26 protein-coding genes and 2 other annotated features are annotated in these 25,036 nt (G+C 34.6%); of the genes, 4 read left to right on the top strand and 22 right to left on the bottom strand.

From position 1 onward, the window contains the following. Window positions 1-27: 27 nt before the first annotated feature. From pheS to parE, 17 genes are all read right to left on the bottom strand, one after another. Window positions 28-1,056 carry a phenylalanine--tRNA ligase subunit alpha gene (gene pheS, locus HLK68_RS09630; protein ID WP_006785344.1) on the bottom strand — a complete coding sequence of 343 codons (1,029 nt, stop codon included), beginning with the start codon at window positions 1,054-1,056 and terminating at the stop codon, window positions 28-30. 46 nt (window positions 1,057-1,102) lie between these two features. Continuing rightward, window positions 1,103-1,308 (bottom strand) — a binding site (T-box leader). A 67-nt stretch (window positions 1,309-1,375) separates the two neighbouring features. Next, window positions 1,376-2,485: a Nif3-like dinuclear metal center hexameric protein gene (locus HLK68_RS09625; RefSeq protein WP_132942667.1), complete on the bottom strand. Its 1,110-nt coding sequence runs from the start codon at window positions 2,483-2,485 to the stop codon at window positions 1,376-1,378. Next, window positions 2,473-3,162, bottom strand: coding sequence for a tRNA (adenine(22)-N(1))-methyltransferase (locus HLK68_RS09620; RefSeq protein WP_006785342.1), 690 nt, complete (start codon window positions 3,160-3,162; stop codon window positions 2,473-2,475). Before HLK68_RS09620 ends, HLK68_RS09625 begins: the two co-directional genes overlap by 13 nt. 11 nt (window positions 3,163-3,173) lie before the next feature. Further along, window positions 3,174-4,544 carry an RNA polymerase sigma factor RpoD gene (gene rpoD / locus HLK68_RS09615; RefSeq protein ID WP_132942666.1) on the bottom strand — a complete coding sequence of 457 codons (1,371 nt, stop codon included), beginning with the start codon at window positions 4,542-4,544 and terminating at the stop codon, window positions 3,174-3,176. Window positions 4,545-4,558: 14 nt separating this feature from the next. Then, a complete protein-coding gene (gene dnaG, locus HLK68_RS09610; protein ID WP_009607147.1) occupies window positions 4,559-6,355 on the bottom strand; it encodes a DNA primase in 1,797 nt (598 codons plus the stop codon). Window positions 6,356-6,402: 47 nt separating this feature from the next. Then, window positions 6,403-7,776 (bottom strand): glycine--tRNA ligase, encoded by a 1,374-nt coding sequence (locus HLK68_RS09605; RefSeq protein ID WP_006785339.1) that lies wholly within the window; start codon window positions 7,774-7,776, stop codon window positions 6,403-6,405. Between the two features lie 79 nt (window positions 7,777-7,855). Continuing rightward, window positions 7,856-8,033 (bottom strand) — a binding site (T-box leader). Window positions 8,034-8,172: 139 nt separating this feature from the next. Then, a complete protein-coding gene (gene recO / locus HLK68_RS09600; RefSeq protein WP_006785338.1) occupies window positions 8,173-8,916 on the bottom strand; it encodes a DNA repair protein RecO in 744 nt (247 codons plus the stop codon). A 4-nt stretch (window positions 8,917-8,920) separates the two neighbouring features. Further along, on the bottom strand, window positions 8,921-9,082 hold the full coding sequence (locus HLK68_RS09595) for a YqzL family protein (RefSeq protein ID WP_006785337.1): 162 nt from the start codon (window positions 9,080-9,082) through the stop codon (window positions 8,921-8,923). Window positions 9,083-9,182: 100 nt separating this feature from the next. Next, window positions 9,183-10,091 carry a GTPase Era gene (era, locus tag HLK68_RS09590; protein ID WP_006785336.1) on the bottom strand — a complete coding sequence of 303 codons (909 nt, stop codon included), beginning with the start codon at window positions 10,089-10,091 and terminating at the stop codon, window positions 9,183-9,185. Continuing rightward, the gene (gene cdd, locus HLK68_RS09585; RefSeq protein ID WP_006785335.1) at window positions 10,091-10,495 is read right to left on the bottom strand and encodes a cytidine deaminase; all 405 of its coding nucleotides are present in this window, start codon (window positions 10,493-10,495) and stop codon (window positions 10,091-10,093) included. Before cdd ends, era begins: the two co-directional genes overlap by 1 nt. 8 nt (window positions 10,496-10,503) lie before the next feature. Continuing rightward, on the bottom strand, window positions 10,504-10,893 hold the full coding sequence (locus HLK68_RS09580) for a diacylglycerol kinase family protein (RefSeq protein ID WP_006785334.1): 390 nt from the start codon (window positions 10,891-10,893) through the stop codon (window positions 10,504-10,506). After that, entirely contained in the window at window positions 10,871-11,344 is a 474-nt protein-coding gene (gene ybeY / locus HLK68_RS09575) for an rRNA maturation RNase YbeY (protein WP_006785333.1), read from the bottom strand. The genes HLK68_RS09580 and ybeY overlap by 23 nt, the downstream gene beginning before the upstream one ends. Before the next feature lie 17 nt (window positions 11,345-11,361). After that, window positions 11,362-12,330, bottom strand: a complete 969-nt coding sequence (locus HLK68_RS09570; protein ID WP_006785332.1) for a PhoH family protein — start codon at window positions 12,328-12,330, stop codon at window positions 11,362-11,364. Window positions 12,331-12,342: 12 nt separating this feature from the next. After that, complete coding sequence (locus HLK68_RS09565; protein ID WP_132942665.1) at window positions 12,343-13,470, bottom strand: sporulation protein YqfD; 1,128 nt, start codon at window positions 13,468-13,470, stop codon at window positions 12,343-12,345. Next, the gene (locus HLK68_RS09560; RefSeq protein ID WP_155077865.1) at window positions 13,460-13,726 is read right to left on the bottom strand and encodes a hypothetical protein; all 267 of its coding nucleotides are present in this window, start codon (window positions 13,724-13,726) and stop codon (window positions 13,460-13,462) included. The genes HLK68_RS09565 and HLK68_RS09560 overlap by 11 nt, the downstream gene beginning before the upstream one ends. 145 nt (window positions 13,727-13,871) lie before the next feature. Then, window positions 13,872-16,277, bottom strand: a complete 2,406-nt coding sequence (gene parC / locus HLK68_RS09555) for a DNA topoisomerase IV subunit A (protein ID WP_006785330.1) — start codon at window positions 16,275-16,277, stop codon at window positions 13,872-13,874. Window positions 16,278-16,280: 3 nt separating this feature from the next. After that, the gene (gene parE / locus HLK68_RS09550; RefSeq protein WP_006785329.1) at window positions 16,281-18,215 is read right to left on the bottom strand and encodes a DNA topoisomerase IV subunit B; all 1,935 of its coding nucleotides are present in this window, start codon (window positions 18,213-18,215) and stop codon (window positions 16,281-16,283) included. A gap of 257 nt (window positions 18,216-18,472) precedes the next feature. Between parE and plsY the strand changes: the two genes are divergently transcribed. Together plsY and HLK68_RS09540 are read left to right on the top strand one after the other, a co-directional pair. Next, window positions 18,473-19,054: a glycerol-3-phosphate 1-O-acyltransferase PlsY gene (plsY, locus tag HLK68_RS09545; RefSeq protein WP_006785328.1), complete on the top strand. Its 582-nt coding sequence runs from the start codon at window positions 18,473-18,475 to the stop codon at window positions 19,052-19,054. 42 nt (window positions 19,055-19,096) lie between these two features. Continuing rightward, on the top strand, window positions 19,097-19,291 hold the full coding sequence (locus tag HLK68_RS09540; protein WP_006785327.1) for an aspartyl-phosphate phosphatase Spo0E family protein: 195 nt from the start codon (window positions 19,097-19,099) through the stop codon (window positions 19,289-19,291). A 79-nt stretch (window positions 19,292-19,370) separates the two neighbouring features. Here the strand turns inward: HLK68_RS09540 and HLK68_RS09535 are convergent, their stop codons facing one another. The 3 genes from HLK68_RS09535 to tkt form a co-directional block, all read right to left on the bottom strand. Next, window positions 19,371-19,595 carry a YneF family protein gene (locus tag HLK68_RS09535; RefSeq protein ID WP_006785326.1) on the bottom strand — a complete coding sequence of 75 codons (225 nt, stop codon included), beginning with the start codon at window positions 19,593-19,595 and terminating at the stop codon, window positions 19,371-19,373. Between the two features lie 57 nt (window positions 19,596-19,652). Next, window positions 19,653-20,927, bottom strand: coding sequence for a PTS transporter subunit IIC (locus HLK68_RS09530; RefSeq protein ID WP_132942664.1), 1,275 nt, complete (start codon window positions 20,925-20,927; stop codon window positions 19,653-19,655). Window positions 20,928-21,072: 145 nt separating this feature from the next. After that, complete coding sequence (gene tkt / locus HLK68_RS09525) at window positions 21,073-23,055, bottom strand: transketolase (RefSeq protein WP_055165122.1); 1,983 nt, start codon at window positions 23,053-23,055, stop codon at window positions 21,073-21,075. 318 nt (window positions 23,056-23,373) lie between these two features. Here tkt and HLK68_RS09520 point away from each other — a divergent pair, with 318 nt between their 5' ends. Beyond that, window positions 23,374-23,541, top strand: a complete 168-nt coding sequence (locus HLK68_RS09520) for a DUF362 domain-containing protein (RefSeq protein WP_006785323.1) — start codon at window positions 23,374-23,376, stop codon at window positions 23,539-23,541. 50 nt (window positions 23,542-23,591) lie between these two features. On the opposite strand, the gene HLK68_RS09515 is transcribed toward HLK68_RS09520, so the two are convergent. Both HLK68_RS09515 and HLK68_RS09510 read right to left on the bottom strand, forming a co-directional pair. Next, on the bottom strand, window positions 23,592-23,831 hold the full coding sequence (locus HLK68_RS09515; RefSeq protein ID WP_006785436.1) for a DUF896 domain-containing protein: 240 nt from the start codon (window positions 23,829-23,831) through the stop codon (window positions 23,592-23,594). A gap of 44 nt (window positions 23,832-23,875) precedes the next feature. Further along, on the bottom strand, window positions 23,876-24,049 hold the full coding sequence (locus HLK68_RS09510; RefSeq protein WP_009607333.1) for a hypothetical protein: 174 nt from the start codon (window positions 24,047-24,049) through the stop codon (window positions 23,876-23,878). A gap of 151 nt (window positions 24,050-24,200) precedes the next feature. On the opposite strand from HLK68_RS09510, the gene lexA reads away from it, so the two are divergent. After that, on the top strand, window positions 24,201-24,848 hold the full coding sequence (gene lexA / locus HLK68_RS09505; RefSeq protein WP_006785435.1) for a transcriptional repressor LexA: 648 nt from the start codon (window positions 24,201-24,203) through the stop codon (window positions 24,846-24,848). Window positions 24,849-25,036 lie beyond the last annotated feature (188 nt).

Here is a 25,036-nt window from a genome sequence, read left to right as displayed (position 1 = left end):
TAGCCTCCAATTCCTATTAAAAATGTCTTATTTAAATTGATTGATAAATCTTAAATCATTTGTATAGAAGTTACGGATATCTTCAATTCCGTATTTAAGCATTGCAATACGTTCTGCTCCAATACCAAAGGCAAATCCTTGATATACTTTTGAGTCAAATCCAGACATTTCTAATACGTTTGGATGAACCATACCTGCTCCTAAAATTTCAATCCATCCTGTACCTTTACAAATGTTACATCCACATCCACCACATTTTGAGCATGTTACGTCCACTTCAACTGATGGTTCAGTGAATGGGAAGAATGATGGGCGTAAACGGATTTCGCGATCTTGACCAAACATTTGACGTGCAAGTTCAAGTAATGTTCCTTTTAAATCAGCCATTGTTACATCAGTATCAACTACTAATCCTTCAATTTGTGTAAATTGATGTGAGTGAGTCGCATCATCATCATCACGACGGTATACTTTACCTGGACAGATAATTTTAATTGGACCTTTTCCTTTCGCTGCTTCTAAAACGCGTGCTTGAACAGGTGATGTATGCGTACGTAATAATGATTCTTCTGTAATATAGAATGAATCTTGCATATCACGAGCTGGATGACCTTTAGGTAAGTTTAAAAGTTCGAAGTTATAATGATCCCATTCAACTTCTGGTCCTTCTTCTACCGTATATCCCATTGAAATAAATAATGATTCTAATTCATTTGTCACCGCCTGTAATGGGTGCGTTACTCCAATGTTTACTGTACGACCTGGTAATGTCACGTCGATCGTTTCATTTGCTAATTTTTGTTGAATCGCTAAAGCCTCTAACTCTTCTTTTTTTGTTTCAATCGCTGCTGAGATTGCATTTTTTACTTCATTTGAAACAGCTCCTGCACTTTTACGTTCTTCAGGTTGCATATCTTTCATATTTTTCATTACTTCTTGGATTGGACCTTTTTTACCAAGATATTTAACACGAAGATCATTTAACTCTTTTAAATCCGTCGTATTTGATACTTCATTAATTGCTTCGATTTGTAACTCTTTTAATCGATTTAGCATGACGATTCCTCCAAACTTATTTTTTAAAAATAAAAAAACGTCCTTAAAAAAGGACGTTTCACACGCGGTACCACCTTTATTGACAAATCATTGACTTGTCCACTCAAAACAGATAACGGGGAGTTCCCGGGTGTGATTAGCACCACTCATAAGGTGAATTCATGAGCTATCTCTATAAGAATACTTTCAGTCTACGATATTCTCTCCCTGAATAGCTAGTCCTCACTACTATGCCTCATTCAACGTTTTTTTATTTTTTCTTAGTTCTATTATATACATTGAACCTAAAAAAGACAATATTTTATGTGATTTATTCATTTTAAACAAATTGGAAGGGTTCCGTACTAATCACGGATGCAGTTGCAATCTCTCCAAACAACTCATTTAAAATAGCAGCAACGTGCTCTTTCATTACATACTCTGCATGGTGACCAACATCTAAGACATTTAAGCCCCTATCCTGTGCATCTTGAGCATCGTGGAATCCAACATCACCTGTAATAAATAAATCTACTTTTTTCGCTTTGACAGGTCCGATATAACTTGCCCCACTACCACCAATGATAGCGACTGTTTTAATGGTTTTATCTAGTGACCCGACAAAACGTGCATTTTCAATCTTTAATGACTTTTTGACGTGTTTAATATAATCAACAGCTTTTAAAGGGGTCGGAACTTGTCCCATACGTCCCAGTCCATACTGAGCATCAGGCATCGTCACATTTAAGGCATAGACATCATACGCCATTTCCTCATATGGATGGACCGATTTAATTTTTGCAATGGCGCTTCCAACTAAAGCGGTCGGAATAACCCCTTCTAATTTTACTTCTTCAATCAATTCTACTTCATTTACATTTCCTAAAAACGGTTGACTTCCATCAAGCGGTTTAAATGAACCAATTCCCGTACTCGCAAAGGTACAATGAGAATAATTTCCGATTTGCCCAACACCCGCTTCTGACATCACTTGACGAATCGAATCACTGTGAGTAGCTGGTGTATAGATGACTAATTTAGAATATTCTTCACGTTTGGTTGGAATTAACGGTTGAATATTTTCTAAACCGATGGTTTGAGCTAAACAATCATTCATCCCATTTTTCGCAATATCAAAATTAGTATGCATCGCATAAACACAAATATCATGTTTAATACAAAGTTCAACAATTTTTCCTTTTGGCGTATTGGTATTAATATTCGCTAAAGGACGAAAAATGAATGGATGATGAGCAACAATTAAGTTCGCTCCTTTTTCAATCGCTTCTTCAACGACAGATTTCGTCACATCAAGTGTGACTAAAACTTTTGTTAACGGACGATTGACATTTCCAATATGTAATCCATTTGGGTCTTTATCAAACGCCGCTAAATGTTTTGGATATAAAGTTTCTAATTGTTTAATCACATCTGAAATTACGATTGACATTTTAAAACCTCCGATAATAATGCCTGGCGAGCTTCTAAATCAGCCAAGCGTGGGTGATTAACGGCTAACTGATCCATAATTTCTTGATTTTTATTAAATTCTTTCATCCATCTTGCTTTAAACACCTCATCATTTGGTGTCTGACGTAAAATAGGTCCAAATTCAAGATCTAGTTCGTTATATGAAGTCTCTTCATCAGTAGGTTCGGCTACAATGACTTCATAAAACTTCCCTTCATCTAAGACGATTTTTTCATCAATGATTGTAAACGAATGGTTAGATAACCAAGCTCGAACTAAATTTGCATCGATGTTAGGTTGTAAAACTAATCGCTTAAATGATGTTGTGAGTGGAATGTCTGCGTCTAAAATAGAAACAATCAGTTTTCCTCCCATTCCTGCAACGACAACCCCTTCTACTTCACTAGGAGCTAAAATGGATAACCCGCCACCTAGACGAGTTTCTATTTTAGCTTCTAATCCATATCGTTTGATAGTTGCTTTAGCTGACTCTAATGGGCCAACTCCAATATCTGCAGCAATTGCATAAGTCAACTGATTGTCAAGCATTCCAACACAAGGTAAATAAGCATGATCCGTTCCAATATCTGCAATTTTTTGCAAAGGTTTTAACGCATCTAAACATGTTTGTAATCGTGTTGAAAGTTCATAACTCATATTTTATATTCCTATTCTTCCATGAAGTCTTTTAAACGACGGCTACGAGATGGGTGGCGAAGTTTACGTAAGGCCTTCGCTTCAATTTGACGAATACGTTCACGTGTCACACCAAATTCTTTTCCTACTTCTTCAAGCGTACGAGTACGTCCATCTTCAAGTCCAAAACGTAAACGGAGAACACGTTCTTCGCGATCCGTTAATGTTTCTAACACATCGTCTAATTCTTTTTTTAGCATTTCATTTGAGGCGAATTCAGATGGTGATAAGGCATCCGCATCTGGGATGAAATCTCCTAAATGAGAATCATCTTCTTCACCTACTGGTGATTCTAATGAAACAGGTTCTTGTGAAATTTTTAAAATTTCGCGTACTTTTTCAGGAGCGATTCCCATTTTCTCAGAAATTTCTTCTGGTAAAGGTTCACGCCCTAATTCTTGAACTAATTGACGTTGAATACGAACTAATTTATTAATTGTTTCAACCATGTGAACCGGAATACGAATGGTACGCGCTTGATCCGCAATCGCACGTGTAATAGCTTGACGAATCCACCATGTTGCATAAGTCGAGAATTTAAATCCTTTACGATAATCGAATTTTTCAACCGCTTTAATTAATCCCATATTTCCTTCTTGAATTAAATCTAAGAATAACATCCCACGTCCAACATGACGTTTAGCGATACTAACAACTAAACGTAAGTTAGCTTCAACAAGACGTTTTTTTGCATATTCACCTTCTTGAATAACACGGCGTGCTTCTTCATCACTTAATTCAGTAACCCCAATTAAAAACTCATTTCCGTCATTTGCTTCCCCAGCATCTTGGATTAATAAATCAATACGTTCTAACAACTCTTCCGGAAGCGGCTCATTTTTACGGCGTATTTCTAAAATTTCTGATGAGATATCTCCACGTTCAATCTTTTTCGCAAAGTTAATTTCTTCTTGACTAGATAATAATTCAACGCGTCCAATTTCTTTTAAATACATACGAACTGGATCATTAATTTTAAATTGTGAGGTGAATTCAAACTCATCAAATTTTTCTTCTAAATCAACTTCATCTTCAGTAGAGAAATTGGCTGGAATATTATCTTCATCTTCGTCAGCATCAAAATCTGGTAATAATAAGACTGTATCTTCCTCTTCTGTCTCACCAACTTCAGGCGTTTCAACAATTTTCTCAGATTTAACAATGCTGATTCCTTCTGAATCATATAAATCTAAAAATGAACTAATCATTTCTGGATCTAATTGAACTTGTTCAAAACTATTGTTGATTTCATCGTATGTTAAATAACCGCGCTTCTTTCCTAACTTGATTAGTTGATTATTAATTTCCAGAATTTTTTTCTCGTCAAGTACCGGATTTGACATAAAACCACTCCTTTTTACTTACCAAACTGCTGTTTAAGTTGATTAACTTTACCTAGTAGTTCCAATTTTTCATGATCTAATGTTGCTTCACTGATTTGCTTTTTTAACTGCTCCATTTGGGCTTTATAAACATACTCTTTCACAACTAATATTAAATCACGGATGACATTATCGTTCGTTAAAGGTGGTAAGGTCTCACATTCAAAAATAATGTCCGTGATTGGTTTCACTAACGCTTCATCAATCCAATTTAAAAAATATTGTAAATTCATTGTCTCATGTACGGTGTAATAATCTAAAATGTAAAGGACAATGTTTCGTCTCGTCGGATCATTTAAGTAACCATTTAATTCTTTCTCTACCTGCAAAGCGACACGTCGGTCTTTTAACATATAATGAATTAACATTTTTTCTGACCGGTCATACTTAGTGTCTCTCAAATGATGGCGTCTCATTTGACTCATTTCGTTTTTATTGTTGTTAATATTGGTATTTTTATACACTTGACTTTTTCCACTTGCAAACTCTTGTAAAATACTTTGTTCTCCGATGGAGATATCTTGCGCTAATTTTTTCAATATTAACTCCTGAAGAGTCGGACTTTGTAAAGAATATGCTAAATGATAAATAGCACGTTTAAATTGATCGCGATGACTGACAAATTCTAAATTAAACTGACGTTTGATATAACGATATTGATAATCGATGGCGGGAATCGCCTGATCAACTAATTTCGAAAAAGCTTCGGCACCATTTGTTTTTATGAATTCATCCGGGTCCATCTTCGATGGAATCTCGACAACACTTACTATAAAGTTTTGCGACATTAAAATTGGAATGGCTTTATTAGCAGCAGCTAATCCAGCTTTATCTCCGTCATAACAAATAATGATATGATCGGTTAAACGTCTTAATTCTCGACCATGATCCTCGGTAAAAGCTGTCCCCATTGTGGCAACAGATTCTGAAATTCCTGCTTCCACAGCAGAAATAACATCTAAAAATCCTTCAAATAACAGTACTCGGTTATGACGTCGAATGGCTAACTTTGCCTCATGCAAGTTATAAATCAGTTTCCCCTTTTGAAATAATGGTGATTCCGGAGAATTTACATACTTTCCTAAATGTGTGTCCCCCTCTAAAAAGACACGCCCACTAAATCCAACCACTTTTCCTACCTTATCAAAAATTGGGAACATAATCCGAGATTTAAATCGGTCATAATATTGACCATTATGCTCGTTTAATAACCCAAGTTGTGTTGCCTGAGGTAAAGAAAATTGGTTATTTGCTAATGTTTTGACAAGAGCATCCGAGTAGGATGGAGATAAACCAATACCAAATTGCTCAATCATTTCCGCTGACATTCCACGTTTTGTTAAATACTCAAGGGCGATTTTTCCCTCTTTTGTATGATTCAGATAATAATGGTAAAACCCTTTAGAAAATTCTAAAAGGTCATACTCATTTTTATATTTTGAATTTTGTGTAGACTGCGAAAGACTAGCAACTAAGTCGGTTTGAATTCCTGCTCGTTGTGCCAATTTTAAAATAGCTTGTGGGTAAGAAATTGCTTCAAGTTGTGAAATAAAAGAAATAACATTTCCACCTTCACCACAACCAAAGCATTTATAAATTCCTTTATCCGGTGACACCACAAAAGAAGGGGTGTTTTCACCGTGAAAAGGACATAAGCCTTTATAGTTTTTACCGGCTTTAGTTAATTGAACATAATCACTAACAACATCAACAATGTCACTTTGTGCAATGACTTGATCAAATAATTCTTGTGGAATCCGACCCTTATTCACCGTAAATCACCCTCTCTCCTATAATGTCTAATTAGTAAAACTATGTTTTAGAATTGAATTTTTGATGTGATGTACTCAACTAACTCATCAATTGCAACACGTTCTTGTTCCATTGTATCACGGTGACGAACAGTTACTTTTTTATCTTCTAATGAATCATAATCGAATGTCACACAGAATGGTGTCCCGATTGCATCTTGACGACGGTAACGTTTACCAATTGTTCCTGCTTCATCATAATCTACCATCATGTGTTTTGATAAATCTGCAAATACTTCTAAAGCTTGCTCATTTAATTTTTTAACTAATGGTAATACTGCCACTTTATAAGGAGCTAAAGCTGGATGGAATTTTAACACTTCACGTGTTTCACCATTTTCTAATGTCTCTTCTGCATAAGCATCAACTAAAAAGGCTAAGGTTACACGATCAGCTCCAACCGATGGTTCAATACAATATGGCACGTATTTTTCATTCGTTGTTGGATCTTGGTATTCAAAGTTTGCTCCTGATTCTTTCATATGAGCTTTTAAGTCGAAATCTGTACGATTTGCAACTCCCCATAATTCTCCCCATCCGAATGGGAAACGATATTCAATATCTGATGTTCCGTTACTATAATGACTTAATTCTTCTGGTGAATGTTCACGTTGACGGATGTGCTCTGGGTTCATTCCTAAGCTTACTAGCCAATTCCAGCAATATTCTTTCCAGAATTCATACCACTTAGCATCTTCACCTGGTTTACAGAAGAATTCTAATTCCATTTGTTCGAATTCACGTGTACGGAATGTAAAGTTTCCTGGTGTAATTTCGTTACGGAATGATTTCCCGATTTGTCCAATTCCAAATGGAATTTTTTTACGAGATGTACGTTGAACGTTTTTAAAGTTAACGAAGATTCCTTGTGCTGTTTCAGGACGTAAGTAAACAGCTGATTTTTCATCTGATACAACACCCATGTGTGTTTTGAACATTAATTCAAATTGACGAATATCTGTGAAATCATGTGCCCCACAATCTGGACATGCGATGTTATGTTCACGGATGTAATTCATCATTTGTTCTTCTGTCCATCCATCAGCTACGATATCATCTCCATGATCTTCAATTAATTTATCGGCACGGTGACGGCTTTTACATACTTTACAGTCCATTAAAGGATCACTAAATCCTCCAACATGTCCTGATGCAACCCATGTTTGAGGGTTCATTAAGATGGCGCTATCTAATCCTACATTGTATGGAGATTCTTGAATGAATTTTTTCCACCAAGCTTTTTTAACATTATTTTTTAATTCGACACCTAATGGCCCATAATCCCAAGTGTTCGCTAATCCACCATAAATTTCACTACCTTGGTAAACGAAACCTTGTGTTTTTGACATATTTACGATTTTTTCCATAGTAACTTGACTCATACTGATGCTCCTTTGCTTAACAAAATTAAGATCTTGTGAACATAGAAATAATAAAAACTCTCATACCTATGCCCACAAGCATAGGGACGAGAGTTTTTCCCGCGGTTCCACCCTATTTGTAAAAAGCAAGCTTTTTACCACTTTGTTAAATATGCTCGAAAGTTCCGTTCCTTAAGAATTTGACATCTGGCTCACACCCTCCCAGACTCGCTTAAGTTCAATGCTTCAAAAGTACTATTCTTCGTCATCACATAAATATTGCATTATACTATTACCATTATATTATATCAATACATAAAACACAATATACAAAAGTATGAAAAAATAACAAAAGAAAATCATTTATTCAACAAAAAAAATCACTTAAATCGTGGCGATTTTTAAGCGATTTTGATTTTATGTTAAGTCTTTTAAAAACTTTTTCGTTCTTAAATGAAGTCCTGCATAAGTCTCATAATAAGCATCTAAAAATTGTTCAATAGGTTGTAGTAATTCATCTTCTAGCTCAACCTCTGGTAGATGATCAATATCAACTCGATAAAGTGCACGGACAATTGGAATCAAGGGCGCATCAATTAAAATAGGTTGTGTATTGTCATAACACTTGGCACAAACTAATCCACCTTGACGGATACCAATCGTGACAATCTGTTCAGTAGAACGACAATTTGCACAACAATCAAGTACTGGCTCTATCCCAAGAACCGGCATCATTTTAAATTGAAAAATTAGACTCAACAGATACGGATTATACCCCGCGTCTGCTGCGTCTAAGAAATTTTTCAATAGTCGATAAATATAAGCACTATATTCATCTGATGACACACCTTTTAAAATCAATTCAATCATGAAATAAAAATAAGCAACCGTTTCATAATCAAGCTTAATATTTAAATAATGATTTTCAACTTCTCCAGAATATAAGTAATACAATTCACTGTTTGCATTGGTTGAGGGTTTTAAATTAAAACGTGCACTTGTTAATGGTTGAACAAGTGCACTCTTTTTTGTATTAACTTTATTGGCATTTTGGACAAACACACCAATAACTCCCATATTCCGAGTCAGAACTTTTATAATTTTATGATGTTCACCATAATTAAAGTTTTTTAAAATAATCCCATCCACATCGAGCGCCATGTTGTTAATCCTCCCTTATGGCTTTCGTTGCCTCCGAACTTATTAATTCTTCTGAAAACTCAGTAGGTGAAGTTAAATCTATCTTACTATTCTCAGTTTCTTTTAATAACAAATAGTGCTCAATTTTTCCTGTACGTTTGAACACTTCCCATTCTAAGCTATTCATTTAAATCCCTTCTTACTAGCTAAGCTATTATTTAAACCCTCTAGTCATTAGGATATCCAAACTCCAAGAATTTATGACACTTTTGTCTTAAAAAGTCGAATTAGTATTCTTTTTCGCTATATCCGAAATCATTTAAGTATAATTTTTTATTACGCCAATCCTTTTGAACCTTTACCCATAACTCTAAGTAAATTTTTGTTCCAAGTAATTTCACGATATCTTTACGAGCTAGTGTTCCAATGTCTTTTAACATTTTTCCACCCTTACCAATTAAAATCCCTTTTTGTGAAGGACGTTCAACAACAATAGTCGCCATCACATCAATCACATTTTTACCTTCTACTTTTTCAATTTTATCAATAACGACAGCAACTGAATGCGGAACTTCTTCATGAGTTAAATGTAAAACTTTTTCACGAATTAACTCAGAAATAATGAAACGTTCTGGATGATCAGTAATATAATCTGATGGATAAAATTGTGGCCCTTCAGGAAGCGCCTCTTTGATAACTGAGATTAATGTCTCTACATTCTCCCCAGTCATCGCAGAAATTGGAATAATTCCAGCAAAATTATACTCTTCACGGAATGAAGCAATAACTGTTAATAATTCTTCTTTTGTAATTAAATCAATTTTATTAATGACTAAGAAAACAGGTTGTTTTACATTTTGTAAATGTTCAATAATGAAGCGATCCCCTTTTCCTACTTTCTCAGTTGCATTGACCATAAACATAACAGCATCCACTTCATTTAATGTTCCAATGGCTAAATCGGTCATAAATTTTCCAAGCTCATGTTTAGGTTTATGAATTCCTGGTGTATCAATAAAAATTGTTTGTGAATCCGCATCTGTGATAACACCTTGAATTTTATTTCGTGTTGTTTGAGGTTTATCGCTCATAATCGCAATTTTTTTCCCTAATACTTGATTTAAAAATGTTGATTTTCCAACATTAGGGCGACCAATAATTGAGACGAACCCAGACTTAAAATGTTTTTCTGTCATTATAAATCCTCCGATGTAAATGAATATGGTAATAATTCTGACACTGTATAAATTTTAATTTCGTCCTTGTTACTTAATAAAATAACTTGTGCGTCTTGTGGCATTAATTCACTAATGACTTGACGACATGCTCCACATGGTGAAATTGGACGATCTGTATTTGCTACAACTGCAATGGCCTCAATATCGTCACGACGATAACCTTTTGTAAAAGCTGTAAATAAAGCTGAGCGCTCTGCACAATTAGTCAATCCAAAAGAGGCATTTTCAACATTTGCTCCATTGATAATACTTCCATCTTTTAATTTTAAAGCCGCACCTACTGGGAATTTCGAATACGGAACATATGCATTTTGATAAGCTTCCTTCGCTGCTGCAATTAAATCTGTGTACATTTCTTTCATTTTTTCACCTACTGACTAGATATATATGGAAGAAAGATAATTCCTCCGATAATAGTTGCGATGATCGCGCTGACCAAAACGGCTCCTGCTGCGACATCTTTCGCTATTTTCGCATAAATATGATAGTCTGATGTTACTAAATCAACGGTTCTCTCTATCGCAGTATTAATCATTTCTAACGTAATCACTTGAGCAATTGTTAGAAATAACAAAATAAATTCTACTTTGCTAATACGAAAATAAAGCCCACACCCTAGCACGATTAGTGCTGCGGTATAGTGGACTTTAATATTACGCCCTATTAAGAATGATGTCAAGATACCCCGACTTGCATATTTAAACGATTTTAAAATTGCTTGAATAGAATGAGTCTCTTTAACGTCTGATTCCGAGCGCATTTAGGACATCCTCCTGTTTAGCGAACATGATTTCCTCTTCTTCTTTCACAAGATGATCATAACCTAGAAGATGTAAACATCCATGAACGGCTAAAAACGAAAGTTCACGATCAAATGAATGACCAAATCGCTCTGCTTGTTCTCGTGTGCGTGGTAATGAAATAAAGACATCACCTAACATTCTTGGCATAGGAACTCCTTGAATCTTTATTTCTCCAGGAGTTTCATCCTCAATTGCAAATGTTATAACATCTGTTACGGCATCTTTTTGACGATAATTTGCATTGATTTCACGAATTTGTTCATTATCCACAAAGATAAAACTACACTCAATAAACTCATGCGCTAAGTTTTCTTGCTTTAACGTTTCAACTACAACACGTTCAATCATTTGCTCATATCTTTCAACTGCTTCATCTGTTTGATTGTAAAATTGAATATCTACTGCCATTTTCGTTTGTTGCTCCTTTATTCTCCGGTCTTTTCATAGCTTTCAATAATTTTTTGAACAAGCGTATGTCGTACAACATCGACTGTTTCAAATTGAACAAATTCAATTCCTTTAACATCATGTAAAATTTCTTTTGCATGTTTTAATCCTGACTTCACCGGTTTTGGAAGGTCAATCTGCGTTTCATCACCTGTGACAACCATTTTTGAATTAAATCCTAAACGCGTTAAGAACATTTTCATCTGTTGTTTCGTTGTATTTTGCGCTTCATCTAAAATGATATAAGCATCTTCAAGTGTACGACCGCGCATATAAGCTAATGGGGCAATCTCGATAATCCCACGTTCAATCATTTTTTCAGTTTGTTCAAGACCTAATACATCATATAACGCATCATATAACGGTCTTAAGTAAGGATCCACCTTCTCTTTTAAATCTCCAGGTAAGAATCCTAAATTTTCTCCCGCTTCTACAACAGGACGAGTTAAAATAATTTTTCGAACGATGTTTTTCTTTAATAATGAAACACCAATAACAACTGCTAAATAAGTTTTCCCTGTCCCTGCAGGACCAATTCCAAAGACTAAATCATTATCTAGAATTTTTCGATAATAATCTTTTTGATTAAAAGTTTTCGCAAAAATCGTTTTCCCTTGTGTTGTTTTAATAATTTTATATCGTTCATCAAACAATGACTCAAGTTCACCTAGGCGATTTTGTTCATTCATCTTAATTGCATATAAAACATCTCGCTCTGTTACGTCTTTTCCTTTACGATGTAAGTCCACTAAAGCTACTAACACTTCACGAACTTCTGAAGCTTTTGCTTCATCTCCGTAAACGTAGAGTTGATCTCCACGTAAAGAAATTTCAACATTATAGTAATCTTCAAAGATTTTTAAATGCTTATCATGATGTCCAACAACAGAAATAATCTCATCCATTGTTTCAAATACTTCTTGTATCTTAATCGGATCTTTACTCATAATTCAGCTCCTCTAATATGCGATATTTTCGTATACAGTTAGATGACATTTGAAATAAATCTCATCATCTGTTTCCTCTTCTGATATTATCTCCAAATTCTTGATGATAAACTCACCATCGGTTTCTTCTTTGAATTTATTTTGGACAAGGACTAATAAATTAGCCTTAATCTCGTCATAAGTGTTTGTTATTATTATATCACTTTTTTCATAATATTGTCTTTTTTCTAAATAAAGCGGTGAATTTTTGAGGAAAAAGAAGGGATCATATGATTTATCGACTTCTTCGTACTTTTCAAAATTTATCTCATCGAATGGAAAAGTAAATTCTTTTCCGCCAAGATGAAGAACATAATAAGTCTCTTTATTCGTTGTAAACCGTTCTTCTACATAGCTTTTAGACGCCCTTACATCAACAGTGTACCATGTATCAGCCCAAACTTCTCCCCGTGCCACATCATCTATCGGAATAATCTCACTCGTATATGGTTGTTCGACATAACAAGCAACAAGTGGATCCCCTTTTTTAACAACTTGATTTTGCTCCACCAACACACGACAACTGTCTACAATATAGTTCTTCACCAAACCAGAACGCTTAGCAAATAACGTTTGTGAATATTCACTGTCATCATCTTGTTCTTCTAACGTAATATCATAAACATCAAAAATGATGTCTGTTCCTTTTCGGTAGATATTTACCCATACATAATCATTGTAATAAGCTTTAAGCTCCTCATAAATCACATCCAAATCACTTTTTAGGAAATGAAATGGACCTAATTCCTGAAAGTGGGGTTCAAGCAAAGTTTCTAATTCATCTTGTTCCTGTGGTGTTAAATTTCCATCAATCCGATACCCGATGGTATACTTTTGCATTAAAAGCATCAAAATCAACACTAATCCAATGATAGGAACTCCTACTTTAAGAAAAGGCGGATAAATGGAAAGTGTCCGAGCAACCGGATATCCCTCCAATTTATCCAAAATATCCTTCCTAACCGTCACCAAGTAACCATTCGGATGTTTTTTCACCCCATAAATCATCACATTACGTTGCCTCAATCGATTAACTTCAGTCATTGTAGGCACTATGATTTGAACTTTTGGAATAAACAGACTTAACCACTTATTTTTCATTTTCATCACCGACTATTTCTATTTTTTTTACTCCATCACTTTCAATTCTAATAACAAAGTCTCCATATTCTTTAACTCTAAAATTGATTCCACTTAACTGATAAGTACAATCAGGCGTCTTAACCATGCAAAAATCATCCGTAAAATGTTCAACCGTACAACGATCGTTAATGATGACGGTTTTATTTTCTACAACTTGTAGTAGTGGATAATGTAAGGTTTGTTTAAATATTGCTGATTCAACTTTACTAAGCATTTGCATTCCTTTTCACCATCATTTCCGACTTAACTCTAGATACACTCATAAGATTGTATGTGCTAAGACCTAAGAATATGAACAAATGAATTTAGTTCGGTTCAAAATAAAAAATCGACTTCTTAATAGAAGCCGACTTTTCTAATTATTCTATTTCATCAATCATCAATTTCATGACCGCATCATCTACAATATTGGTTCCAACAGAGTTTAAATCAACCGCCTTAAAGAGTGAAAGATTCAACTTCACTTGCGTTGTCTCTGTTTTAATATAAACCTCTTGATTCGATTCAACTTTAATACAATCAACAAAATAATGTGGGTTTGATTTAATCGCCTTGATTCCAAGTGATCCTTTTTTATTACGTGAAGAGAGGGCAATATCTTTTACTTTTAACTTTTTGATATTCCCACGTTGTGTTAATAATAACAACTCATCGTTTGCATTAGCTAACACCACTTTGATTAGCTGATCATCTTTTCCAATGGCAATCCCTTTAACCCCCATAGCCTTAAGACCCGTAATAGCAATTTCCTCATCACTAAACTTCAACAAGTAACCCTGTTTTGTGACCATGATGACATCATTTGGACTTGGTGCTTTAACCACTGAAATTAAAACATCATCTTCTTTAACCGCCATCGCCATCATGGCACGATTATAACGAGACACTTCAAAATCACCTAAACGAGTCTTTTTAATCATACCGTTTGCTGTTGTAAAGAATAAACACTCTTCCGATTTAAAATCACTAATCGCGAAGACTGCTATCACTTTCTCCTCTGAATCGATCGTTACTAGATTTGAAACGTGCTGTCCAATATCTTTCCATTTAAACTCTGGGAGTTTATAGACTGGTAAGTAGATAAAACTTCCTCGATTCGTAAACATCAATAGCGTTTGTAGCGTATCGACTTGTAATTTTGATACCAGTTCATCGCCATCTTTCATCACTGGCATTTCAGATTTCGTTGCATTGTATGAACGAATACTCGTCCGTTTGACATATCCATCTTTTGTAACAGCGACAATAACATCTTCTTTGGTAATCATATCAGTCTCATCAATTTTAATCTCTTGAATTTGTTCCTCTATTTGACTGCGTCGCTCCGTTTTAAAATCTTTTCGCACTTGTTTTAATTCTGTTTGAATGACTTTTAATAACTTCGTTTCGCTACTTAAAATCTCAGTTAATTCTAAGATTGTTTTTGATAACTCTTCGTTTTCTTGTTGTAGCGCTGTCACATCTGTATTCGTTAAACGATATAACTGTAACATCACGATAGCTTCAGCTTGACGTTCACTAAACTCAAAAGCTACCATTAAATTTTTCTTCGCATCTGATTTATCTTTCGATTGGCGGATCATATGAACCACTTCATCTAAAACTGACACCATTTTAATTAAACCTTCAACGATGTGTTGACGTTCACGTGCACGTTTTAAATCATAATTTGAACGATTAGTTACAACTTCTTTTTGATGTTGGATATAAGCGTCAATTAAGTCCATTAATCCCATCAAGACAGGACGCTTATTATGAATCGCCACCATATTGATGTTATATGACACTTGTAAATCCGTATTTTTGAATAAATAGTTCAACACCATTTCAGATTTCACGTCTTTTTTTAGTTCAATGACAATACGTAATCCATTACGATCAGTTTCATCACGAACCTCCATGATTCCGTCGATTTTTTTATCAATACGTAAATCATCAATTTTTTTCACTAAATTCGCTTTATTGACTTCGTAAGGAATTTCAGTGACAACGATTTGATCGCGTCCTCCTCGAATCGTTTCAATCTCAGCTTTTGAACGAACAATAATACGTCCTTTTCCCGTAGCATATGCTTTTTTGATTTCTTGAATCCCTTGGATAATCGCTCCCGTTGGGAAATCTGGCCCTTTGATAAAGGTTAATAAGTCATCTAATTGACACTGTTTATGATTCATACGATGAATCACCGCATCAATAATTTCAGCTAAATTGTGAGGTGGAATATCAGTTGCATATCCTGCTGAAATCCCTGTCGCTCCATTAACTAATAAGTTAGGGAAAAATGCCGGTAATACCGTTGGTTCTGTCATTGAATCATCAAAGTTTGGAATAAAGTCAACTAAATTTTTATCGATATCTTTTAATAATAATCCTGAAATAGCTGATAATCTTGCTTCAGTATAACGCATCGCAGCTGCAGGATCGCCATCAATACTACCATTGTTCCCATGCATTTGCACAAGGGGTTCTCTTAATTTCCAATCCTGAGACATACGAACCATTGCCTCATATACAGATGAATCGCCATGAGGATGGTAATTACCAATAACATTTCCAACTGTTTTAGCCGATTTACGGAATGCTTTTTCAAATGTATTTCCGTCTTTATACATCGCATATAGAATACGTCGTTGTACCGGTTTTAATCCATCACGAGCATCAGGTAACGCACGATCTTGAATGATATATTTAGAGTAACGTCCGAAACGATCCCCCATAATATCTTCAAGTCGCATTACTTGAACGCGTTGGGTTGAGTTTTCCATAAATTACACCCTCTCTATATCATAATCATCTTCCATCGTAAAATCGACATTTTGCTCGATCCATTCACGACGTGGCTCAACTTTATCTCCCATTAACGTGGTTACGCGATGATCGGCATCTGCCGCATCTTCAATACTGACTTGAATTAACGTACGTGTTTCAGGATTCATAGTTGTATCCCATAATTGATCCGCGTTCATTTCTCCAAGACCTTTGTAACGTTGTAACATGTAGCCTTTTCCGACTTTCGCAATAACGCTTCCTAACTCTTCGTCTGTCCATGCATACTCAACCACTTGCTTTTTTCCTTGTCCTTTAGACACTTTATAAAGCGGTGGCAATGCAATGTAAACTTTACCCGCTTCAACTAATTCACGCATGTATCGGAAGAAGAATGTTAGTAATAATACCTGAATATGCGCCCCATCGGTATCAGCATCGGTCATAATGATGACTTTATCATAATTGACATCACTTAATTCAAAATTCGCTCCTACACCTGCACCGATGGTATAAATCATCGTATTAATTTCCTCATTTTTAAAGATATCTTCCATCTTTGCTTTTTCAGTATTGATGACCTTACCACGTAGAGGTAAAATTGCTTGGAAGGCACGGTTACGACCTAGTTTCGCTGATCCACCCGCTGAATCCCCTTCGACTAAGAATAACTCATTTTTCTGAGGATTTTTCGTTTGAGCTGGCGTTAACTTTCCTGAAAGATTCGTTTCTTTTTTCTTTTTCGTTTTTCCACTACGAGCATCTTCTCGCGCTTTACGCGCTGCTTCACGGACTTGAGCTGCTTTAATCGCTTTTTTAATTAATTGTGTCGCAACAGCTCCATTTTCTTCAAAGAAAAATGTTAATTTTTCTGCAATCACATTATCTACCGCTGAACGAGCCTCTGGCGTTCCAAGTTTCGCCTTTGTTTGTCCTTCAAATTGTAATAAATTTTCAGGAATTCGAACTGAAACGATGGCCGCTAACCCTTCACGAATGTCTGCACCTTCTAAATTTTTCTCTTTTTCTTTAAGTAATCCATTACGTCTCGCATAGTCATTAAAAATACGAGTTAAGACAGCTTTAGCTCCTGTTTCATGAGTTCCACCATCTTTAGTCCGAACATTATTAACGAAAGATAAAATATTTTCTGAATAACTTCCAGAATATTGGAAAGCAAAATCAACTTCAATCTCTTGGCTTTCTCCCTCGAAATAAACTACATCATGAAGGGTATCTTTTCCTTCGTTTAAATAACTAACAAATGATTTAATTCCATCTTCATAGTAAAATGTTTCTTCTTTATCGTTTCTTAAATCGATTAACTCAATTTTTAACCCTTTTAAAAGAAATGCTGATTCACGTAATCGTTCACTTAAAATATCAAATGAATAAACTGTTGTTGAGAAAATTTCAGGATCTGGTTTGAAGCTTACTAATGTTCCTGTTTCTTTACTTTTACCAATGATATCAAGACCTGTAACAGGATGCCCACCATTCTCAAAACGTTGACGATATACATTCCCATCACGTTTGATTGTCACTTCAACCCACTCAGATAGGGCATTTACAACACTTGCCCCTACCCCGTGTAATCCTCCAGATGTTTTATATCCACCTGTTCCAAACTTTCCACCTGCATGTAAGACAGTAAAAATAACTTCTGGTGTCGGCTTTCCTGATTTATGCATTCCAGTTGGAACTCCTCGCCCAGAATCTTGTACACTGATGCTATTATTTTCATGAATTGTTACTTTTATATGATCACCATATCCGGCTAAAACTTCGTCAATGGCATTATCTACAATTTCATAGACAAGATGATGTAACCCGCGACTGTCAGTTGAACCAATATACATCCCTGGTCTTTTACGGACTGCTTCTAGTCCTTCGAGTACTTGTATTGAGTCTTCATTATAATTTAAGTGCGTCGACATCATAACACTCCTTTCCCTTTCCATTATCTCATTTTAAAAGATTTTCTCGAAGATTAAAAGATGTTATTAGACATTATAAGACTAATTTATAAATTTTAATTCCAAATCTATTCAAAATAACTGTATTATACATTAATTAAAGTATGAATTATAGCGTGAAATATGTCGAAAAAGAAGTTTTTTATATTTTTTTTGTAAATTTCACTAATATTATCGGAGTCTATGCTATAATAATTCTGCAAAAAAGGAGGATTTAAATGATTAACTTCATACTAATTATTGCCGCTTACTTGCTAGGATCATTTCCTTCAGCGCTTGTAATTGGAAAAACATTTTATCAAAAAGATATTCGTCAATATGGTTCTGGTAACCTAGGGTCAACGAATGCCTTCCGAGTTCTTGGAAAAAAAGGGGGGACCATTGTCTTTATTCTTGATGTGTTAAAAGGTGGGTTAGCTGTTTTAGCAGCCATGTACTTAGGAGCTACGATCCATCCCTTAATTATTTCGATGTTTGCTTTAATCGGACATATTTACCCTATTTTTGCTAACTTCAAAGGTGGAAAAGCTGTTGCAACAAGTGCAGGAATCATTTTATTCTATTCACCTCTTTTATTTATCACACTCTTTATTATCTTTGTCATTTCATTAAAGATATGGAAAATGGTCTCTTTATCTTCAACTATTATCTCAATTGCCGCAGTATTAATTGTTTGGTTTGGACATTATGACTTAACAGCCAAAATTATGTTTACCTTATTTGCTGCAATGATTATTATTAAGCACATCCCGAACTATAAACGCATTTTAAATGGAACTGAAAATAAAGTCTCATTTTAAACACTATTACATTATATTCAAAAATACCTGGGGGGAATCATCTTGAAAACTATTTCATGTTCAGAACCGATGAATTTCAATAATTCTAAAGACATTTATAATCGTATTACAACCATTAAGGCTGAATTACACGAACTCGTAAAAACATTTGGAATGGTACATGAATTGACAGTAGCAAAAAGTCAAGAATTAGATTTAGTTGTAAATGAATACATGTGTTCTAAACAACAATTTTAATTTTAAAAAGACGCCCTGAAAGGCGTCTTTTCTTACATTTATCATCATAAAAAGCGTATGTTTTCATACGCTTTTTGTTTTATTTCATATTTTGATTAATTGATTTCATCACTTGATTAATTTGTTTTTGAGATGGTGTACGTCCCATTTGCATCATCATTGTACGAACAACCTCTTCATTAATAGGTGGGTTTTTTTGTAAATATTTTTTTAATTGTTTTTGAGCAACAAAGAATCCAATAATTGCACCAATTAAAATAGCTACAATAATCCAAACCCAGAATACCCAGTTAGTATATAACATATTACTTCCTCCAAACATTTTTACAATTGAATAGTCCAATACTATATTCAATTTATACTAGAATATGAACAATCTGTCAAGTAATTGTGAAATAAAGAACGTGTCTAGTGACCTAAAACTTCCTTCTAATTGTAGCGCTTTTAAAAAATGTAATGAAAGCGTTGGGATAACGGTTAATAAAATTCCATTCATAAATGAAGCAATCAGTGTCCCTTTAACTCCATTTACCTGATTTGCCATTTTACTAACTAAAACTCCAATCAATCCAATAGACACTAACTCTGGAATCACAATCTCAGTTACTTGATAAAAACTCAGATACATTAAGGTGACAAGCGCAGCCACATAACTACTAATAAACCCAATTAACCCAACATACCGACAATGTTGAAGTTGATAAATCCAATCCGTTGCAAAATAGGCAGTTGGAATTATTTTTTCAAAAAAGGATAAATAAACGGGATATACACTGATGATTAATCGATAAAACCCATAAAAACAGCCGATTCCCATTAAAAGAATTAAAACATTAATCACTTGCAACCCAATACCTTCAACAATCAATTGATTCAAAATCACTAATCTTGTCTGTTCATGATAGCCTTGAAAATAGGCGATAAAAGTTAATAAAACTGTTGTTATGATTAAACAGCACGTCACGCCACTAAATCCTTTTTTAAGTATTCGTTTAAAATTTGAGTTTTCAACAAAGGCCTCAGTTGATAAATGACACTTACCAAATAAATTTCCTGCCCCAATACAGAGCCAGTTATCTAGGTAATGAAATAACCCAAGTGTTGTACGACCTTCTAATTCCCCTTTACAAAGCTTTGAGGTGATTGAAGGTGCTATACTCATGACCATTCCTAATACTACTGCCATCATCATAATTTGGCTCGAAATTGAGAGTGAACTTTGTTGTAAAAGAGTCATCATCACAGTCGTGAATATAATCATTTCAAATGGTGCAATAAATAAATGTTTAAACCTTGTATAATAAGCTAATGCTACATTGGTGACAAAGGCCATTAAAACCGTACATATAATCACAAACCATTTCTCGATTAAAACTGTTTCAAATGAAGCGGAACTCATATAAACGGGTGATATTTTCAAAACATAGCAAATCACTGAAGAAATCAAATAATAATAACTATTTAAAAAGACTAAACTCATTAAAAACAAGCCGATTCCTAGTATTATTTTAGATTGAACAATTATTAACTGCTTAAGTGATTCACGTTCTTTAATTTGATTCATGAGTGTAATCAGTATAAAAAAAAGACTCATCATCAAAATAATGGAAATTTGCACCTCTAGTGTAAGACTCATCCCTCATCCTCCCCAAAAGTTTTACCTAATTATAACAAATTTTCATATTCTTTTATATGTGTTTTTAACCTAAATTTCACTCTGAACAAAAAAAAAGAAAGCTTGGCTTTGACCAAAACTTTCCCTTTTTATTTAAATTTAAAAATTACGCCATTTCTTTGAATAATGACACAACATTTTCTGCTGTAAATCCATAAGCTTCAATAACTTTATTAGCTGGTGCAGAAGCTCCAAAACGATCAATTCCCATGACAACTCCATCAAAGCCTACATATTTATGCCATCCATAAGTTGCTCCCATTTCAATTGACATACGTTTTGTTACCTGTTTTGGAAGAATGCTTTCACGGTATTCTTTTGATTGTTTTTCAAATAAATCCATTGATGGCATGCTTACAACACGTACATAAATTCCTTCACTTGCTAATTTTTCTTGTGCTTCAACCGCTAAATTAACCTCAGAACCTGTTGCAATTAAGATTCCATCCATTTCTTTAGCTGCTTCACTTACGACGTAAGCCCCTTTACTTACACCTTCATATGATGTATGAGCCATTGTTGTTAAATTTTGACGAGTTAAAATTAACGCCGTTGGTGTATTTTTAGATTCAACAGCTAAACGCCAGGCTGCTGCTGTTTCAGTTGCATCTGCTGGACGAATGACTGAGAAGTTAGGAATCGTACGTAACATAGCTAATTGCTCGATTGGTTCATGTGTTGGACCATCTTCACCTACTGCAATTGAGTCATGCGTTAAAACGTAAGTAACTGGTAATCCCATTAAGGCAGCCATACGCATTGCTGGTTTTAAATAGTCGCAGAATACGAAGAATGTTCCACCGAATACGCGAACTCCACCGTGTAATGCCATCCCATTTAAAATCGAAGCCATCGCAAACTCACGAACTCCGAAATAAATATTGCGTCCATCTGGTGTTACTTTAGAGAAATCTCCACCATTTTTAATATTTGTTTTATTTGAATGAGAAAGGTCAGCAGATCCCCCTAAGAAATAAGGAATCGCCGAAGCAATAGCATTAATTGCTTCATTGTTTGTATCACGTGTAGCTGCAGAATGCCCTGTTTCATAAGTTGGCATCACGTCTTTTAAATCAACTACTAATTCATTATTCATTGCTTTTGTTAACTCTTCTGCTAATTCTGGATAAGCTTTTGAGTAACTTGCAAATAATTCATCCCACATCTTATTAGCAACTTGTCCACGTTCTTTAATTGTTTCATTAAAATGATGATAAACTTCAGCTGGTACCGTAAATGGCTCATGATTCCATCCATATTGTGATTTAGCATACGCCCCGTCCTCATCACCAAGAGGTGCACCATGAACTGCATTTGTTCCTTGAAGTTTTGAACCATATCCAATGACTGTTTTCACTTCAATAATTGACGGTTTATCTGTTGTTTGTTTCGCACATTCGATTGCTTTATTGATGGCTTCAACATCATTTCCATCTTCAACACGTTGAATATGCCAACCATAAGATTCATAACGCTTTAAAACATCTTCTGTAAAGCTTTGTGTTAAATCTCCATCTAAACAAATGTCATTTGAATCATATAACACAACCACTTTTCCAAGCCCTAAATGTCCAGCAAGTGATGATGCTTCACTTGTTACCCCTTCCATTAAATCTCCATCACCACAAATTACAAAGTTGTAATGATCGATTAACGAGTAACCTTCTTTATTATAACGGCTTGCTAAATACTTTTCTGCTAATGCCATTCCGATTGCCATTGGAATTCCTTGTCCAAGCGGTCCACTTGTAGCATCAATTCCATCTGTATGACCATACTCAGGATGTCCTGGTGTTTTTGAATCCCACTGACGGAATTGTTTAATGTCATCCATGCTCACACTATATCCTGATAAATGTAGTAATGAATAAAGTAACATTGAACCATGTCCTGCCGCTAACACAAAACGGTCACGATTAAACCAATTACTATTACTTGGATTTGCATTTAAATGCTGTGTAAATAATGTGTAAGCCATCGGTGCTGCCCCTAACACAACACCAGGATGTCCTGATTTCGCCTTATTGATAGCGTCAATACCTAATGTTCGAATTGCATTAATTGATTGTAATGAGATGTTATTTTCCACGTTATTACCTCCTCTATACCACCTATATAATACCCTTTTGTCGAAATTTTTACAATATTTTAGAAAAAATTTTTATTTCACAATCTAACAACTATCTTTTCTTTCATTCTAGCGTTCTTCTCCTTATTCTCGACGTAACCTTCTATCCTCTAATCAGGGAATACGATTTTTTATAATAAAAGAGATTAGAATGAAAAATCTCGACTTATTTTTGCTGATTTTAATCCTGTTTTTTATAGAATTAATGCATAGGGATTACAGGATTTGCTAGCATATGTTATAATAAAAAGGAGTTATTTAATAGGGAGGTTATCACGTATGCCACGTAAAATTCTTGATACTTGTATCGCTTGTGGATCTTGTGCTGCTGAATGTCCAGTAGAATGTATTTCTGAAGGAGATATCTACTCAATTGATGCAGACGTATGTATTGACTGTGGGGCTTGCGAAGCAGTTTGTCCAACAGAATCAATTATCGAAGCATAATTCTAATCAGAATAAAAAAAAGATTTGCCTAAGGGCAAATCTTTTTTTTATTAATGAATCACAGTTCCGCGCTCTTCTTGAATTTTTTTAACTTTCTCTGGCGTCACATCATCACCATTTGGATCAATGACTCTCATATTTTCAATTGTATTTTTCATACTTTCTCTGAAAGTTAATAGATACTCTTCACGTAAAGCTTGTTGCTCTTTCATTTCTTCTTCAGTTAAAGTTCCTTCTTTTTTCTTCTTCGCTAATTCATTTAAACGACTTAATTTTTCTGGCGTTAACATTTTTAGCACCTCCATGTTTGATCACCCTTTTAATATACCAAATTTCACTTCTTTTGATAAGCAAATACTTCTAAAAACGGAATAATCGTATTCGGTTTTAAATACATAAGTAGATCCGTGATATCAGTCAGTGCAATCATCATCATTCCTAAACAAATAAAATAAAATCCAATTAAATATCGATAACTATAAATAAATAAACAAAACTTATTAAACATCTTTATCCCTCTTTTATTAAAACGAATGTTCGATTTTATAATTTTATTATATTCGAACATTCGTTTGTCGTCAATATAAAAAGAACAAATGTTTGTCTTTTATTCTTTTTACTGATATAATGAAGTTAATAAAATGGAAGGAGGTTATATCATGAAACCTATTACAAAACGTCAACAAGCGATTCTTGATTTTATTAAAGCCGAAATTGATAAACGAGGATATCCGCCAAGTGTTCGAGAAATTGGAATAGCTGTTGGTCTTTCATCAACTGCTTCAGTTCATAACCAACTAAATCAACTTGAAAAGAAAGGATTTATCCGTAAAGATAAATCGACAACACGAGGAATTGTGATTTTAGCAAATGAGACAGAATCAAAGGCTGCTAAAAATGATTCAAAAATTATTGAATTCAAATCGGTTGTTAATGTTCCGGTAATCGGTAAAGTAACAGCAGGGATGCCAATTGAAGCCATTGAAAACCCTGATGATTTCTTCCCTCTTCCGACACATTTAATTCCTTCTAACCAAACTGTCTTTATGTTAAATGTCCATGGTGATTCAATGATTAATGCTGGAATCCATGATGGTGATCAAATCATCGTGCAACAACAGCAAGATGCCCATAACGGGGATATTGTAGTAGCCATGCTAGATGATCATGAAGTGACGGTTAAACGGTTCTTCAAAGAATCTGGTCATATTCGTTTACAACCAGAAAATGATTTATTAGAACCGATTATTGCCAACGATGTTTACATCGTTGGCAAAGTAATCGGTTTATTTAGAAATATGCACTAATCAAAAATACCTTAATGAATCATTCATTAAGGTATTTTTTTATGTCACTTCACTTTAATGCCTTCATCCCTTTGTTATTCTAACTTCAGCTTTTTGGTTAAGTAAACATCTAACTCCCTCTAAACTAAAGATGAGTTAAAAAACAGTCATCGCCATCATTCTCTTGCTACTAAAAAATTTATCAAAAA

The organism is Turicibacter sanguinis (assembly GCF_013046825.1).
GTDB lineage: Bacteria > Bacillota_I > Bacilli_A > MOL361 > Turicibacteraceae > Turicibacter > Turicibacter sanguinis.
The sequence above is the reverse complement of the archived record's forward strand: the minus strand, read 5'-3'. Positions and strand labels throughout refer to the sequence as shown.

Excerpts from the sequence above, each read along its gene's own strand:
- pheS (WP_006785344.1), bottom strand. The coding sequence starts at position 1,056 with ATGCTAAATCGATTAAAAGAGTTACAAATCGAAGCAATTAATGAAGTA.
- recO (WP_006785338.1), bottom strand. The coding sequence starts at position 8,916 with ATGGCGCTCGATGTGGATGGGATTATTTTAAAAAACTTTAATTATGGT.
- cdd (WP_006785335.1), bottom strand. The coding sequence starts at position 10,495 with ATGAAAGAAATGTACACAGATTTAATTGCAGCAGCGAAGGAAGCTTAT.
- HLK68_RS09520 (WP_006785323.1), top strand. The coding sequence starts at position 23,374 with ATGCCACGTAAAATTCTTGATACTTGTATCGCTTGTGGATCTTGTGCT.
- HLK68_RS09570 (WP_006785332.1), bottom strand. The coding sequence starts at position 12,330 with ATGAGTAAAGATCCGATTAAGATACAAGAAGTATTTGAAACAATGGAT.
- HLK68_RS09620 (WP_006785342.1), bottom strand. The coding sequence starts at position 3,162 with ATGAGTTATGAACTTTCAACACGATTACAAACATGTTTAGATGCGTTA.
- lexA (WP_006785435.1), top strand. The coding sequence starts at position 24,201 with ATGAAACCTATTACAAAACGTCAACAAGCGATTCTTGATTTTATTAAA.
- HLK68_RS09515 (WP_006785436.1), bottom strand. The coding sequence starts at position 23,831 with ATGTTAACGCCAGAAAAATTAAGTCGTTTAAATGAATTAGCGAAGAAG.
- HLK68_RS09530 (WP_132942664.1), bottom strand. The coding sequence starts at position 20,927 with ATGAGTCTTACACTAGAGGTGCAAATTTCCATTATTTTGATGATGAGT.
- era (WP_006785336.1), bottom strand. The coding sequence starts at position 10,091 with ATGACAGAAAAACATTTTAAGTCTGGGTTCGTCTCAATTATTGGTCGC.
- plsY (WP_006785328.1), top strand. The coding sequence starts at position 18,473 with ATGATTAACTTCATACTAATTATTGCCGCTTACTTGCTAGGATCATTT.
- ybeY (WP_006785333.1), bottom strand. The coding sequence starts at position 11,344 with ATGGCAGTAGATATTCAATTTTACAATCAAACAGATGAAGCAGTTGAA.
- HLK68_RS09605 (WP_006785339.1), bottom strand. The coding sequence starts at position 7,776 with ATGAGTCAAGTTACTATGGAAAAAATCGTAAATATGTCAAAAACACAA.
- parE (WP_006785329.1), bottom strand. The coding sequence starts at position 18,215 with ATGTCGACGCACTTAAATTATAATGAAGACTCAATACAAGTACTCGAA.
- HLK68_RS09560 (WP_155077865.1), bottom strand. The coding sequence starts at position 13,726 with ATGCTTAGTAAAGTTGAATCAGCAATATTTAAACAAACCTTACATTAT.
- HLK68_RS09535 (WP_006785326.1), bottom strand. The coding sequence starts at position 19,595 with ATGTTATATACTAACTGGGTATTCTGGGTTTGGATTATTGTAGCTATT.
- HLK68_RS09510 (WP_009607333.1), bottom strand. The coding sequence starts at position 24,049 with ATGTTTAATAAGTTTTGTTTATTTATTTATAGTTATCGATATTTAATT.
- HLK68_RS09580 (WP_006785334.1), bottom strand. The coding sequence starts at position 10,893 with ATGCGCTCGGAATCAGACGTTAAAGAGACTCATTCTATTCAAGCAATT.
- HLK68_RS09565 (WP_132942665.1), bottom strand. The coding sequence starts at position 13,470 with ATGAAAAATAAGTGGTTAAGTCTGTTTATTCCAAAAGTTCAAATCATA.
- parC (WP_006785330.1), bottom strand. The coding sequence starts at position 16,277 with ATGGAAAACTCAACCCAACGCGTTCAAGTAATGCGACTTGAAGATATT.
- HLK68_RS09595 (WP_006785337.1), bottom strand. The coding sequence starts at position 9,082 with ATGAATAGCTTAGAATGGGAAGTGTTCAAACGTACAGGAAAAATTGAG.
- rpoD (WP_132942666.1), bottom strand. The coding sequence starts at position 4,544 with ATGTCAAATCCGGTACTTGACGAGAAAAAAATTCTGGAAATTAATAAT.
- HLK68_RS09625 (WP_132942667.1), bottom strand. The coding sequence starts at position 2,485 with ATGTCAATCGTAATTTCAGATGTGATTAAACAATTAGAAACTTTATAT.